The organism is Streptomyces roseirectus (assembly GCF_014489635.1).
Taxonomy (GTDB): Bacteria; Actinomycetota; Actinomycetes; order Streptomycetales; family Streptomycetaceae; genus Streptomyces; species Streptomyces roseirectus.
Genome location: NZ_CP060828.1, coordinates 6588246 through 6601732 on the forward strand (window position 1 = coordinate 6588246; position 13487 = coordinate 6601732).

At 72.0% G+C, this 13487-nt stretch carries 13 protein-coding genes; 3 read left to right on the plus strand and 10 right to left on the minus strand.

Annotation, left to right across the window (positions count from 1 at the left end):
* Positions 1-505 precede the first annotated feature (505 nt).
* The 3 genes from IAG44_RS28160 to IAG44_RS28170 all read right to left on the minus strand — a co-directional run bounded on the left by IAG44_RS28160 (position 506) and on the right by IAG44_RS28170 (position 3907).
* On the minus strand, positions 506-1729 hold the full coding sequence (locus IAG44_RS28160) for a pyroglutamyl-peptidase I (protein ID WP_187749871.1): 1224 nt from the start codon (positions 1727-1729) through the stop codon (positions 506-508).
* Positions 1730-2005: 276 nt separating this feature from the next.
* On the minus strand, positions 2006-2980 hold the full coding sequence (locus tag IAG44_RS28165; RefSeq protein WP_187749872.1) for an aldose epimerase family protein: 975 nt from the start codon (positions 2978-2980) through the stop codon (positions 2006-2008).
* A 33-nt stretch (positions 2981-3013) separates the two neighbouring features.
* Positions 3014-3907 (minus strand): SGNH/GDSL hydrolase family protein, encoded by an 894-nt coding sequence (locus tag IAG44_RS28170; RefSeq protein WP_187749873.1) that lies wholly within the window; start codon positions 3905-3907, stop codon positions 3014-3016.
* A gap of 285 nt (positions 3908-4192) precedes the next feature.
* Here IAG44_RS28170 and IAG44_RS28175 point away from each other — a divergent pair, with 285 nt between their 5' ends.
* Positions 4193-4687 (plus strand): DUF3145 domain-containing protein, encoded by a 495-nt coding sequence (locus IAG44_RS28175; RefSeq protein WP_187749874.1) that lies wholly within the window; start codon positions 4193-4195, stop codon positions 4685-4687.
* 72 nt (positions 4688-4759) lie between these two features.
* Here IAG44_RS28175 and IAG44_RS28180 read toward each other — a convergent pair whose 3' ends face one another.
* The 5 genes from IAG44_RS28180 to IAG44_RS28200 form a co-directional block, all read right to left on the minus strand.
* On the minus strand, positions 4760-6031 hold the full coding sequence (locus IAG44_RS28180; RefSeq protein WP_187749875.1) for a beta-ketoacyl-[acyl-carrier-protein] synthase family protein: 1272 nt from the start codon (positions 6029-6031) through the stop codon (positions 4760-4762).
* Positions 6032-6124: 93 nt separating this feature from the next.
* Positions 6125-6373 (minus strand): acyl carrier protein, encoded by a 249-nt coding sequence (locus tag IAG44_RS28185; protein ID WP_046584552.1) that lies wholly within the window; start codon positions 6371-6373, stop codon positions 6125-6127.
* A gap of 89 nt (positions 6374-6462) precedes the next feature.
* Positions 6463-7464 carry a ketoacyl-ACP synthase III gene (locus IAG44_RS28190; RefSeq protein WP_187749876.1) on the minus strand — a complete coding sequence of 334 codons (1002 nt, stop codon included), beginning with the start codon at positions 7462-7464 and terminating at the stop codon, positions 6463-6465.
* A gap of 12 nt (positions 7465-7476) precedes the next feature.
* Positions 7477-8391: an ACP S-malonyltransferase gene (locus IAG44_RS28195; RefSeq protein WP_187749877.1), complete on the minus strand. Its 915-nt coding sequence runs from the start codon at positions 8389-8391 to the stop codon at positions 7477-7479.
* Positions 8392-8480: 89 nt separating this feature from the next.
* On the minus strand, positions 8481-9701 hold the full coding sequence (locus IAG44_RS28200; protein ID WP_187749878.1) for a PucR family transcriptional regulator: 1221 nt from the start codon (positions 9699-9701) through the stop codon (positions 8481-8483).
* A gap of 38 nt (positions 9702-9739) precedes the next feature.
* Here IAG44_RS28200 and IAG44_RS28205 point away from each other — a divergent pair, with 38 nt between their 5' ends.
* The gene (locus tag IAG44_RS28205) at positions 9740-10399 is read left to right on the plus strand and encodes a pirin family protein (RefSeq protein WP_484603596.1); all 660 of its coding nucleotides are present in this window, start codon (positions 9740-9742) and stop codon (positions 10397-10399) included.
* 11 nt (positions 10400-10410) lie between these two features.
* Here the strand turns inward: IAG44_RS28205 and IAG44_RS28210 are convergent, their stop codons facing one another.
* Together IAG44_RS28210 and IAG44_RS28215 are read right to left on the minus strand one after the other, a co-directional pair.
* A complete protein-coding gene (locus tag IAG44_RS28210) occupies positions 10411-12072 on the minus strand; it encodes a serine/threonine-protein kinase (protein WP_187749879.1) in 1662 nt (553 codons plus the stop codon).
* Between the two features lie 56 nt (positions 12073-12128).
* A complete protein-coding gene (locus IAG44_RS28215) occupies positions 12129-12953 on the minus strand; it encodes a serine hydrolase domain-containing protein (protein ID WP_187749880.1) in 825 nt (274 codons plus the stop codon).
* A gap of 75 nt (positions 12954-13028) precedes the next feature.
* Between IAG44_RS28215 and IAG44_RS28220 the strand changes: the two genes are divergently transcribed.
* Complete coding sequence (locus tag IAG44_RS28220) at positions 13029-13481, plus strand: MerR family transcriptional regulator (protein ID WP_187749881.1); 453 nt, start codon at positions 13029-13031, stop codon at positions 13479-13481.
* Positions 13482-13487: the final 6 nt, after the last annotated feature.

Genomic DNA, 13487 nt, shown 5'->3' on the forward strand with positions numbered 1-13487 from the left:
GCCGGCGGCGGCTGCCGGAAGCGCCTCACCAGCCCCCGCCCCCAGCCCCATCCCGCCCTTCGCCTCCTGGCCCGGCGGACACTCGTCAGCACCGCCCCCCGGCACGGCCGTCTCGCGTGGCTCACCTCACCCGGCCATGCCCGACCCTCCGGCCGGCGGCGGCTGCCGGAAGCGCCTCACCAGCCCCCGCCCCCAGCCCCATCCCGCCCTTCGCCTCCTGGCCCGGCGGACACTCGTCAGCACCGCCCCCGGCGCAGCCGTCTCGCGTGGCTCACCTCACCCGGCCATGCCCGACCCTCCGGCCGGCGGCGGCTGCCGGAAGCGCCTCACCAGCCCCCGCCCCCAGCCCCGCCCCGCTCTCCGCCTCCCGGCCCGGCGGACACCCGCCAGCACTGCCCCCGGCACGGCCGTCCCGCGTGGCTCACCTCGCCCGGCCGCTGAACCCCCAGCCGGGCGGGGGCTGCCCGAAGCGCCCCCGGCGCCCCACCAGCCCCCGCCCCCGGCCTCAGCTCCCCACTGCCACCCGCACGATCTCCCGTACCTGCCCCACGATCGCCTCGCGGTTGCTCACGAACTGTGGGTCGGTGACCTGGTCCGGGTTGTCGGGGCCGAACTCCAGGACGGGGGTGTGGACGTGCCCGGCAGGGAGGGAGGTGCTGAGGCCCAGGCGGTCGCGGAGGAGGGTCGCTCGGTAGGCGATCTCGTTGGAGAGGTAGTCGCCGCCGCCTCCCTCGCGGGCGGTTGAGCCGGGGGTGGGGCCGTCGGGCCGTTCGACGGGGAAGGTACCGCCCGCCGGGATCTCCGTGACGGTCGTGTTGTCGTAGACGGGGAACGGCCCCGTGGGGGCGGCGACGATCGCGGCGTAGGGAAGGGTCGTGGTCGTCCACTGCGGCTGGGACGCGGGATCGGTGACCGGGATCGTCTCCGTGCGCCCGATGTTGTCGTTGTCCCAGAACCCCCCGCGCCAGGCCCCGTTGGTGCGCTCGATGTCGAACCGCCCCACCCGCCCCTGGCTGACGGTCGTGAGGAGGTCGAGGGAGGGCAGATGGGGCCGCAGGGCCCGCTCGACGACCCCGTCGGTGAAGTCCGCCCAGCGCACCGGGAACACGGCCGTCTCGATCCGCGCGAGCCCCCGCGCGGTACGCACGACGGTCCCGTCGAGCGCGAGGGCGGACGCGCCGGAGGGGTTGGAGATCCGGATGTCGGCGTCGAGGGTGAAGGGATCGAACCCGGTGACGAGGACCCGCTTGACCCCGCCCTCACGAGCCGGATACCCGATGTCCGCCTGCCCCCGCGACGTCCGCTCCAACTCACCGATCAACGCCGCCCGTTGCCCGGAACTGAGCCCGAACTCCGGCTCCCAGCCCCGCACTTCCCGCGTCATCCCGAGCCGCGCCCAGTACAGCGGCCGATCGTCCCCCCGGCTCAGATCCCCACCCACGGGCCCCCGCCCCTGCGCATGGTCCACCGCCCGCCGCCACAACGCGGCCCCGTCCCGCGCGACGACGGCACGGGCGTCCGCGTACGACCGCGCACCCGCCAGCGCCCGCGCGAACTCCGGTGCCACGGAGGCGAATCCGGACCGCGCCAGGATCTCCTGCGGGACGGCGCGGTCGAGCCGCTGCTCCTCGACGGTCGGCGCGGCCGCGGGAGCCGCGCTCGCGGTGGCGGGGGAGGCGAGGCCGGTCAGCAGTGCCAGACCGAGGACGCCGAGACGGACACGGAGCATGTGGGGGTTCCGTTTCTGCGGTGGTTGCCGGGACGGCACAAGTCTCCCGTGGCGGACGACGTCCACGCCATACCGCGTCTCCCCCACAAGCCACGCAAACAGCCCGCACAGAAGGGGAGTTGTGAAGGGTTCGTCGGGAATCGAAGGGGGTAGATCGTCCGGAGACGGCGGAATCCCCGCACACCGGATAGCGTGTCCGGTACAGGGATCGCCTCGTGGAGCCACCCCGGTCCGGGACCCTGACCCCTGGACCGGGGTTCCACGAAGAATCCCCGACTACCGCGCGGAGAACCCGTACACCGTCTCCGACCGGTACACCTCCCCCGGCCGCAGCACCGTCCCCGGAAACTCCGGCCGGTTCGGCGAGTCCGGGAAGTGCTGGGTCTCCAGCGCGATCCCCGCGCACGGCACGAACGGCGCCGGGAGGTGGTCGGCCGTGTACACCTGGAGCCCGGGTTCGGTGGTCGACACGGTCAACACCCGCCCCGACGCCGGATCGTGCAGCTCGGCGACCTCCACGGCCTCGCCCGTCACCCCCTTGTCCAGCACGAAGTTGTGGTCGTAACCCCCGCCCGTCTTCCGGGACTCACGGAAGTCGAACCGCGTCCCGGTGACGTCGGCCAGCTCGCCCGTCGGGATCAGCGTCGCGTCGACCGGCGTGAACCGCGAGGCGGCGACGCGCAGTTCGTGATCGGTGGCGACGGAGGAACCCGCGAGGTTGAAGTAGCTGTGGTTGGTGAGGTTGACGACGGTGGGCGCGTCGGTCGTCGCCTCGTACGCGATCCGCAGCGCCCCCGACGCGTCCAGGGAGTACACCGCCGAGACCTCCAGGCGCCCCGGGAAGCCCTCCTCGCCGTCCGGCGAGACCCGGCTCAGGCGCACGGCGTGCGGCCCGGCCTGCGCGCCGCCCCAGACGACCTTGTCGAAGCCCGCCGGGCCCCCGTGCAGCGAGTTGGGCGCGTTGTTGGCGGCCAGCGGGTACGTGACGCCGTCCAGCGTGAAGCGGGCGCCCGCGATGCGGTTGGCGTAACGGCCGATCAGCGCGCCCAGGAACGGCTCCGGACGGTCGAGGTAGCCCGCCAGGTCGGCGAACCCGAGGACCACGTTCGCCGCCCGCCCGTCCCGGTCCGGGACCTCGACGGACTGCACGATCCCGCCGTACGACAGGATCCGCACCCGGGTGCCGGCCCGCTCCAGGGTCCAGCGGTGCACCGGGGTGCCGTCGGAAAGTGTTCCGAAGTGTTCGCTCATGAGCGAAACCCTAAGACACCGGTCTCCACCCGCTCACGCCCCCGGCTCGGTGACCTTGGCATACGCGATCTCCGCCAGCCGCGCCTGCCCGCTCTTGCTCGGATGGAACCAGTCCCACCGGCTCAACTGCTTCGTCCCGAACCGGAACTCGTACACCGCCCCGTCGTCGAACCGGCACAGCGGGTCCTTCGCGCACACCTCCTCCAGCACCGCGTTGTACTCCCGCACCCGCTCCTGCACGGAGTCCCGCCGCGTGGTCGCCGCCTGGTCGAGGACGTCCGCGTCGGCCAGCATCGACGGGCAGATCCCCACCTTCCACACGGCCCTGCCGAGCGGACTGGTCCGCCCCTCGGACCAGAGCCGCTTGAGGTCCGGCACGCTCGCCACGTACACCTGCGACTTGGGCGACACCGACCGCAGCGCGGCCATCGACTGCTCGAACGACGTACGGAACGCCGAGACCGGCGTCATCTGCGTCACCGAGTCCCGGCACGCGTCATTGGCCCCCGCCATCACCGTCACCAGACCCGGCTGCCGCGTGCCCGCCTGCGCCATCTGCCCCGGCAGATCCGCCATCAGCGCACCCGTCTTGGCGTAGTTCCAGCTGTGCGTCTCCGCCTTCGCGGGCCCCAGCAGCCGCACGGCGAGCGAGTCGACCTCCGTGCTGTCGCCCGTCGCCCACGACGCCTCCGGGCAGTCCCGGAGGATCCCGCACGCGTCGAACCCGCGCGTGATGGAGTCCCCGACGGCCGCCAGCGACGCCGGCCGCGCGTTCCACACCGGGGACGGCTTCGCCGCCGCGCGCGTCGACGAAGGGGCCGTAGGACCGCCGCCCCCGCCCCCAGCGCCGCCCGTGCACCCCGCCACCGCCAGCGAGACCCCCGCCAGCATCCCGGCGAGCACCCCCCGCCCTCGCGTCGTCACCATGTCCGCCCGGCCCCTTCAGTCGTCCGGTAACAAATCCCCCACACCCTCTACAACGCGGCCGAGTTCCCGATCCGCTTCCTTTCCCGTTTCCACACCCGATCCACGGAACGTTCCCCACCCGCACAAGCGTCCTGCCGAGTGAATGGCGGGCCTTTCGGGGCACCTGGACCGACGGTACGTCACACTCCGCACCCCGTCGCACGGTAGCCTCGCCATCAACGTGGCTGCCCCGACGCCGCCGCTCAGCCAGCCCTGCAAGATGTCCCGCTCTGCCCGGAGGTCCCGGTGACGACACGTGGAGTTCTGTACGTGCACTCCGCGCCGCGCGCGCTGTGCCCGCACGTCGAGTGGGCCATCGCCGGGGTGCTCGGCACGCGCGTCAACCTCGACTGGATCCGCCAGCCCGCCGCGCCCGGCACCTGGCGCTCCGAGTTCTCCTTCAAGGGCCAGGCCGGCACCGCGTCCAAACTCGCCTCCGCGCTGCGCGGTTGGCAGATGCTGCGCTTCGAGGTCACCGCCGAGCCCTGCGCGAGCGCCGAGGGCGAGCGCTACAGCTGCACCCCGGACCTGGGCATCTTCCACGCGGTCACCGGCATCCACGGCGACATCCTGATCCCCGAGGACCGGCTGCGCGCGGCCCTGCTCCGCTCCCAGCGCGGCGAGAGCGACATCGAGGCCGAGATCACCAAGCTCCTCGGCAAGCCGTGGGACGACGAGTTGGAGCCGTTCCGCTACGCGGGCGAGGGCGCGCCGGTGCGCTGGCTGCACCAGGTGGTGTGAACTGACGAAGGGGCCCCACCTTTTCAGGTGGGGCCCCTTCAGCGTCCTACTTCAGCGTCCTACAAAGCCTTCTCAGACCGTCCGGAACGCCAGCACCACGTTGTGCCCACCGAACCCGAACGAATCGTTGAGCGCGGCGATACGCCCCTCCACCGGCAGCTTGCGCGCCTCGCCGACGACGACGTCGGCGTTGGCCTCCGCCTCCGGGTCGAGGTTGTCGACGTTGATGGTCGGCGGCGCGACCCGGTGATACAGCGCGAGGACGGTCGCGACCGTCTCGACCCCGCCGGCGCCCCCGAGCAGGTGCCCGGTCATGGACTTCGTCGCGGACACCGCGAAGTGGTCGGCGTGGTCGCCGAACACCTTGCGCAGCGCCTTCAGTTCGGCGATGTCACCGGCCGGCGTGGACGTCGCGTGCGCGTTGACGTGCACGATCTCCGCCGGGTCCAGGTCGGTGCTGGACACCAGGTGGCTGAGCGCGGCGGCGATGCCCCGCCCCTCCGGCTCCGGCTGCACGATGTCGTGGCTGTCGGCCGAGATGCCCTGCCCGACGGCCTCCGCGTACACGCGCGCCCCGCGCGCCGCCGCGTGCTCGGCGGACTCCAGGACGACGACACCGGCGCCCTCACCGAGGACGAACCCGTCCCGCGCCTTGTCGTACGGGCGGGACGCGCCCTGCGGGTCGTCGTTGTTCTTCGACATCGCCATCATGTTGCCGAACGCGGCGATCGGCAGCGGGTGGATCGCCGCCTCCGTGCCGCCCGCGACGACGACGTCCGCACGGCCGGTGCGGATCATCTCGATCGCGTAGCCGATCGCCTCCGCGCCCGAGGCGCAGGCGGAGACCGGGGTGTGGACGCCCGCGCGGGCGCCGACGTACAGGCCGACGTTGGCCGAGGGGCCGTTCGGCATGAGCATGGGAACGGTGTGCGGGGAGACGCGGCGTACGCCCTTCTCCTTCAGCACGTCGTACTGGTCGAGCAGGGTCGTCACGCCGCCGATGCCGGAGGCGATGACCGTGCCGAGCCGGTCCGGGTTGACCGAAGTGTCCTCGCCCGCGCGGGCGGTGAAGCCGGCGTCCGCCCAGGCTTCCCGCGCCGCGATCAGCGCGAACTGCGCCGAGCGGTCGAGCTTGCGGGCCTGCGGACGCGGCAGCACCTCGGAAGGGTCCACCGCGGCCGGGGCCGCGATCCTGACGGCCTGGTCGGCCGCCCAGTCCTGGGTCAGGGCCTTGGCACCGGACTTACCGGCGATCAGACCTTCCCAGGTCGAGGCTGCGTCGCCACCCAGCGGTGTGGTTGCGCCGATACCGGTGACGACCACGGTGCGATTGGTCGGGCTCACGGGAATTCTCTCTCCTACGGAGTTTCGAGGATGAAACGGCGCCACCGCCGGGTGGCGGGGCAATCACCCCACAGGCTCAGCGCCCAGGGCGGTTCAGCCCTGGTGCTTGAGGATGTAGTCGGTCGCGTCACCGACGGTCTTGAGGTTCTTGACGTCCTCGTCCGGGATCTTGACGTCGAAGCGCTCTTCGGCGGCGACGACGACCTCGACCATGGACAGGGAGTCGACGTCCAGGTCGTCGGTGAAGGACTTGTCCAGCTGGACGTCCTCAACGGGGATGCCGGCGATCTCGTTCACGATCTCCGCGAGACCTTCGACGATCTCTTCCTGAGTGGCGGCCATGGTGGCGCTCCTTCTTTTTCTTTCCAGAGGGTTGGCTGTGCTGCTTACCGTGGCCAGGCGCAGGAGTGCGTGATCCGGCAACGGTGTGCCTAGGGGAGGGTAACGACCGTCGCCGCGTACACGAGACCCGCCCCGAAACCGATGACGAGCGCCGTGTCGCCGCTCTTCGCCGCCCCGGTCGCCAGAAGCCGCTCCATCGCGAGCGGGATCGAGGCGGCCGAGGTGTTGCCGGTGGTGCGTACGTCACGCGCGACCGTGACGTGCTCCGGCAGCTTCAGCGTCTTCACCATCGAGTCGATGATCCGCTCGTTGGCCTGGTGGGGAATGAAGACGTCGAGGTCGCTCGCGGTGATGCCGGCCGCGTCCAGCGCCTGCTGGGCGACCTTGGCCATCTCGAAGACGGCCCAGCGGAAGACCGCCTGACCCTCCTGCGTGATGGCGGGGAACTTGTCGACGACGCCGTCGCGGTAGTCCGTCCACGGCACCGTCTGCTTGATCGTCTCGGACTTGTCGCCCTCCGAGCCCCACACCGTCGGGCCGATCGCCGGCTCCTTCGAGGGGCCCACGACGACCGCGCCGGCGCCGTCCCCGAACAGGAAGGCGGTCGCCCGGTCCTCCAGGTCGGTCAGGTCGGACAGCCGCTCCACGCCGATGACCAGCACGTACTCCGCGCTGCCCTCGGCGATCATGCCCTTGGCGAGCGTGAGGCCGTAGCCGAAGCCCGCGCAGCCCGCCGAGATGTCGAACGCGGCGGCCTTGTCGGTGCCCAGCTTGTCGGCGATCTCGGTGGCGATCGCCGGCGTCTGCTTGAAGTGCGAGACGGTCGAGACGACCACCGCGCCGATCTGCGCGGCCGTGATGCCCGCGTCGGCGATCGCCTTGCCGGACGCCTCGACCGACATGGCGGCGACGGTCTCCTCGTCGTTCGCCCAGTGCCGGGTCTCGATGCCGGAACGCGATCGGATCCATTCGTCGGACGAGTCGATCGTCTCCAGGATGACCTCGTTGGGCACGACGCGGACGGGGCGGTAGCCGCCCACACCGAGGATGCGCGCGTACGGATGACCCTTGCCGGGCTTGATCTTCGCCATCGGGATCTCCTCTCAGGCGCCGTGTTCCGCGATCAGCTCGCGGGCCGCGTCGAGGTCGTCGGGGGTCTTCAGGGCCAGTCTCGGGACGTCGGGCAGCGCGCGCTTGGCCAGGCCGACGAGGGTGCCGCCGGGCGCGGCCTCGATGATCGCGGTGACGCCCAGCTCCTTGAACGTCTCCATGCACAGGTCCCAGCGCACCGGGTTCGCGACCTGGCCGACGAGGCGGCTCAGCACCTCGGCGCCGGACGCGACGGCCTCGCCGTCCTTGTTGGAGACGTAGGGCACCGTCGGGTCGGCCGGGTCGAGGCCGGACGCGGCCTCTTCCAGCACCGCCACGGCCGGGGCCATGTGCGACGTGTGGAAGGCGCCCGCGACCTTCAGCGCGACGACCTTGCGGACGCCCTCGGGCTTGTCCTCGGCCAGCGCCGCGAGCTGTTCGGCGGTACCGGCGGCCACGATCTGCCCCGCGCCGTTGATGTTCGCCGGGGTCAGCCCCAGCTTCTCCAGATGCGGGACGGTCGTCGCCGGGTCGCCCCCGAGCAGCGCCGCCATACCGGTCCGCGTGACGGCGGCGGCCTCGGCCATCGCCAGGCCGCGCTTGCGGACGAGGGACAGCGCGTCGTTCTCGCTGAGGACGCCCGCCCACGCGGCGGCGGTCAGCTCGCCGACGCTGTGACCGGCGACCGCGCCGGGCGTGACGTCACCCAGCGCCGCGCCGGAGACGAGGCCGGCGGCGACCAGCAGCGGCTGGGCGACGGACGTGTCACGGATCTCGTCCGCGTCGGCGTTCGTGCCGTAGTGCACCAGGTCGAGCCCGATGACGTCGGACCACGCACGGAGGCGGTCCTCGACACCGGGGAGGTCGAGCCAGGGGGTCAGGAAGCCGGGCGTCTGGGCGCCCTGGCCGGGAGCGACGAGTACGAGCACTCTCACACTCTCTCTTGGGGACGGCCAAGGCCGCCCGTGGGGACAGGGACGAAGAACAGCAGGGGGTTTTGTGGAGCCCCGACAAAAGCCTAGGTCTGGGGATCTCCGTCGGCCAGGCGCCCCAGGATCAGCGCGATCCGCAGAGTGAAGGCCGAGCGTACATCGGAGGGTGACCATCCGGTGACGTCAGTCACACGTCGGAGCCGGTAGCGCACGGTGTTCGGATGGACGAAGAGCATCCGGGCCGCGCCTTCGAGACTGCTGGCTTGTTCGAGATACACGGAGAGTGTTTCCAGCAGCGCGGAACCGGCCTCCTCCAGCGGTCTGTAGATCTCCTCCACCAGCTGACCGCGCGCGGTGGGATCGCCCGCGATCGCTCGTTCCGGAAGCAAATCGTCCGCCAGTACCGGCCGGGGAGCGTCCTGCCAGGCCGAACACGCCTTCAGCCCGGCGGCCGCGGCCTGCGCGGAGCGGGTCGCCGTCAGCAGGTCCGGTACGACGGGCCCCGCGACGACCGGTCCGGCCGCGAACGGTCCGATCAGCGACTTGGCGACGGCGACCGGGTTGTCGCTGCCACCCGCGATGACGACGAGACGGGAGCCCAGGACGCCCGTGAGGACCTGGAGCTTGGCGTGCCGGGAGGCCCGGCGGATCGCCTCGACAGTGAGCTCCGAGTCGCCGTCCGGAGCCGTACCCAGGACAACGCACACGTGCTCCGGGGAGTTCCAGCCCAGCGCGGCCGCTCTGGAAACCGCCCCTTCGTCGGCCTCGCCGCTCAGCACCGCGTTCACCACCAGCGACTCCAGGCGCGCGTCCCAGGCGCCCCGCGCCTCGGCGGCCTGGGCGTACACCTGCGCGGTAGCGAACGCGATCTCGCGGGCGTACACCAGCAGCGCCTCCCGGAGCACCTGCTCGTCACCGGGGGCCGCCACCTCGTCGATCGCGGACTCCATGACCTCGATGGTCGTGCGGACCATCTCGACCGTCTGCCGCAGGGTGATCGCCCGGGTCAGTTCGCGCGGCGCGGTGCCGAAGACGTCCGTCGAGATCGCCTGCGGGGCGTCCGGACGCCGGAACCACTCCGTGAACGCCGCGATGCCCGCCTGGGCGACCAGGCCGATCCAGGAACGGTTCTCCGGGGGCATCGCCCGGTACCACGACAGGCTCTCGTCCATCCTCGCGATGGCCTGCGCGGCCAGCGATCCGGACGACTTCTCCAGCCGCCGCAGCGTCGCGGAGTGCGGATGGGCCGAGGCCGAGGGCGGGGGGGTGGTGGGTCTGGGTTCGGGCACGGGACAAGGGTGCCTCATCGGAGCGGGGTCATGAGGCGTGGGGATACCTTGGTCAGGTGATGGACGTGCGGCGCGAGGACTCGCGGTACCGGGGTGGCGATGCCGCGCGGGGCATCGAGACTTTGCACTCTTTTTCCTTCGGGCCCCATTACGACCCCGGCAACCTCCGCTTCGGCGCGCTCATCGCCTGCAATGAGGAACGGCTCGCGCCCGGCGCCGGGTTCGACGAACACCCCCACTCCCACACCGAGATCGTCACCTGGGTCGTCTCCGGCGAACTCACCCACCGCGACTCCGCCGGGCACGAGACCGTCGTGCGGCCCGGTGACGTGCAGTGCCTCTCCGCCGCCGCCGGGGTCCGCCACGTCGAACGCAACGACGCGGACGTCCCCCTCGTCTTCCTCCAGATGTGGCTGGCCCCCCTCGAACCCGGGGGCGAGCCCTCCTACGACGTCGTCCACGGCATCGCCGACTCCACGCCGTACGCCGTTCCGCGCGCGGGGGCCATGCTGCACGTGCGGCGGCTGACCGCCGGGGAGCGGACGGCCGTACCCGAGGCGAAACTCGGGTACGTGCACGTCGTGCGTGGTGAAGTGCGGGTGGGGGACGTCGAGTTGGGCGCCGGGGACGCGCTGCGGCTGTCCGGGGAGGGGGAGTTGGAGCTGGTCGCCTCCGGCGGGGGTGCGGAGGTGTTGGTGTGGGAGCTGGGCGGTTAGGGCTCGGCGGTTCAGGTTTCCGCGTTTCGCCAGATCGTCACGTCGACCGTGATGTAGCGGCTCGGATCCGTCTTCGGGGAGGTTCCCCGGTACGTCACCAGCGCGATGTGCCCGGCCGCCGAGTGCACGCACATCCTTGTGCCGACCGGGACTTGGGGGAGCGGGAGTTCCCTCGTGAAGCGCGTCTCCGTCCGGCACGTCTGGAGCGTGCCCTGCTGGTTCGCCCCCAGCACGACGACCTCGCGGCCCACACTGCCGATCAGTTCGTCGTCGTTGCCCTGGAAGAAGTAGAAGTCCGAGTCCTCGCCGTTGCGCGTCGAGCCGCCGTCGTTCACGGGCTTCGGCGGGGTGTCGCCGAAGCGGATGAAGTAGTCGAGGGGGAGGTCGATGTCCTTGTAGGTGCGGGCAGTTGGAGGCGCGGTGGGGGTGGCGCTGACCGGGGTGTCATCACCCGAGTCCTCCGTGGTGCCCGTGGTGTCCGTGAGGCGGTTGACGCCCCACAGGGCCAGGGGGACGAGAAGGACAGCGGCGAGGGCCAGGCCGAGCGGGCGGGCGAGGGTGGTGCGGCGGGGGGCCGGGGGATGCCAGACCGGGGGCGGCGGCTGGGGCGGGTTGATGTGGGTGGGGGTGTAGGCGAGTTGGGGTGGGTGGTAGGCGGGGTGGGTCGGGGCTTGAGGGGCTGCCGGGCCGAACGGGGTTGGGGTGTCAGGGAGTTGAGAGGTTGGCGTACCCAACGCCCTCGCGGTGTCCGTGGGTTGAGGAGCCGCCGCCGGTTCAGGGGCGTGCGTCGGGATGTCCGCGCCGACCGCCGCCGGCAGCCACTCGCCGGACTGGCGCAGGGGAGTCGGGGACGCCTGCTGGCAGAGGGCGATCACCTCGGCCGGGGTGGGCCGGTTCGCGGGGTCCTTGTCCAGGCAGCGGGCGACGAAGGCGAGTTCGGCGGGGAGCCCGGTGAGATCCGGCGTCTCGTGGACGATGCGGTACAGCAGCGCGTGCGCGGAGCCGTCCCCGTACGCGCCCCTGCCCGTCGCCGCGAACACCGCGATCTGGCCCAGCGAGAACACGTCCGACGCCGGCGTCACCGGCCTGCCCGCCGCCTGCTCCGGCGACATGAACGCCGGGGTGCCCGGGGCGACCCCCGTCCCCGTCAGCGACGTCGCGTCCGACGCCCGCGCGATCCCGAAGTCGATCACTCGCGGGCCGTCCGCCGCGAGGAGGACGTTGGACGGCTTCAGGTCCCGGTGCACCACATCGGCGCCGTGGATCGCCGACAGCGCCTCCGCGACACCGGCGAGCAGCAGCAGGACCGACGGCACCGGCAGCGGGCCGTGCCTTCCGACGGCCTCGGCGAGACTCGGCCCGGCCACGTACGCCGTGACCAGCCAGGGGTGGGTGCCCTCGACGTCGTGGTCGAGCACCGGCGCCGTGTAGAACCCCTGCACCCGCCGGGCCGCCTCCACTTCCTGCCGGAACCGCCGCCTGAACTCCGCGTTCTCCGCCAGCTCCGGCCGCACGGTCTTCACCGCGACGGGATGCCCGCCGGGCGTGTGCGACAGATAGACGGCCCCCATCCCCCCGGCCCCCAGCTTCGCCACCAGCCGGTAGGGCCCCACCGTCCCCGGGTCCTCCACCCCCAACGCCCCGAAGACCCCGCCCGCTTGTGCCCCGCTCATCGCTCCCCCGAGATCACCGTGTGCCGTGGGGCACGAGATTAACCGAGGGGGTGTTCTCAGGCGCCCTGGATCTCCCTCAGAACGCCGTCCGTGAACGCGGGCCACGCCTCGATCGCCCACGGTCCGAAGGGGCGGTCGGTGAGGGCGACGCAGGACAGGCCGGCGTCCGGGTCGGTCCAGAGGAAGGTGCCGGACTGGCCGAAGTGGCCGAAGGTGCGGGGGGAGGAGGAAGTGCCGGTCCAGTGGGGGGACTTGGTGGCGCGGATCTCGAAGCCCAGGCCCCAGTCGTTGGGGTTGTGGTGCCCGTAGCCCGGCAACACGCCCTTGGTGCCGGGGTATTGGACGGTCATGGCGTCGAGGACCGTGCGGGGGTCCAGGAGTCGGGGTGCCTGGAGTTCGGCGGCGAAGAGGAGGAGGTCGGCGACGGTGGAGACGCCGTCCTTCGCCGGGGACCCGGCCAGCGTCGTCCGCTCCATGCCCAGCGGCTCGCACACCGCCTGGTGGAGGTATTCGGGGAACGGGATGTCCGTCGACTTGGCGATGTGGTCGCCGAGCTGTTCGAAACCGGCGTTGGAGTAGAGACGGCGGTCGCCGGGGGGCGCCATCACGCGGTGCTCGTCGAAGGCGAGGCCGGAGGTGTGGGCGAGGAGATGGCGGACGGTCGCGCCGGGCGGCCCGGCCGGTTCGTCGAGGTCGATCGCGCCCTCCTCGTACGCGACGAGCGCGGCGTACGCGGTGAGCGGCTTGGTCACCGAGGCGAGCGGGAAGAGGTGGTCGGTCGGCCCGTGGGTGCCGAGGACGGTGCCGTCGGCGCGGACGACGCCCGCCGCGGCCGTCGGGACCGGCCAGTTCTCGATCTGGGTGAGGCTGCTCAGCGACATACGACGAGCCTACCGTCGTCTTTCTTACCGTTTCCGCTTGCTTCGAGCCCACTCCAAGGTCTTAGCGTGGGACGCATGACGGTGATGCAGACCTCGTCCCTGGCCATCGAAGCCCCGCAAGCCCCCGCCGACGTCTGCGCAGCCCCGCCGCCGCCCCATCCCCGTCCGGACGGGAAGGACAGCTACACGATCAGCGAGGTCGTCGCGCTCACCGGGCTGACGGCCCACACGCTGCGCTGGTACGAGCGGATCGGGCTGCTGGACCACGTGGACCGCTCGCACACGGGCCAGCGCCGGTACTGCAACCGCGACCTGGACTGGCTGGACTTCGTGGGGAAGCTGCGGCTGACGGGGATGCCGGTCGCGGACATGGTCAGGTACGCGGAGCTGGCGCGGGAGGGCGAGCGGACCTTCGACGAGCGCCGGGAGCTGCTGGAGTCGACGCGCAGGGACGTCCAGGCGCGGATCGCGGAGCTGAACGGGACGCTGGCGGTACTGAACCGGAAGATCCAGTTCTACTCCGCGTAGGCCCGC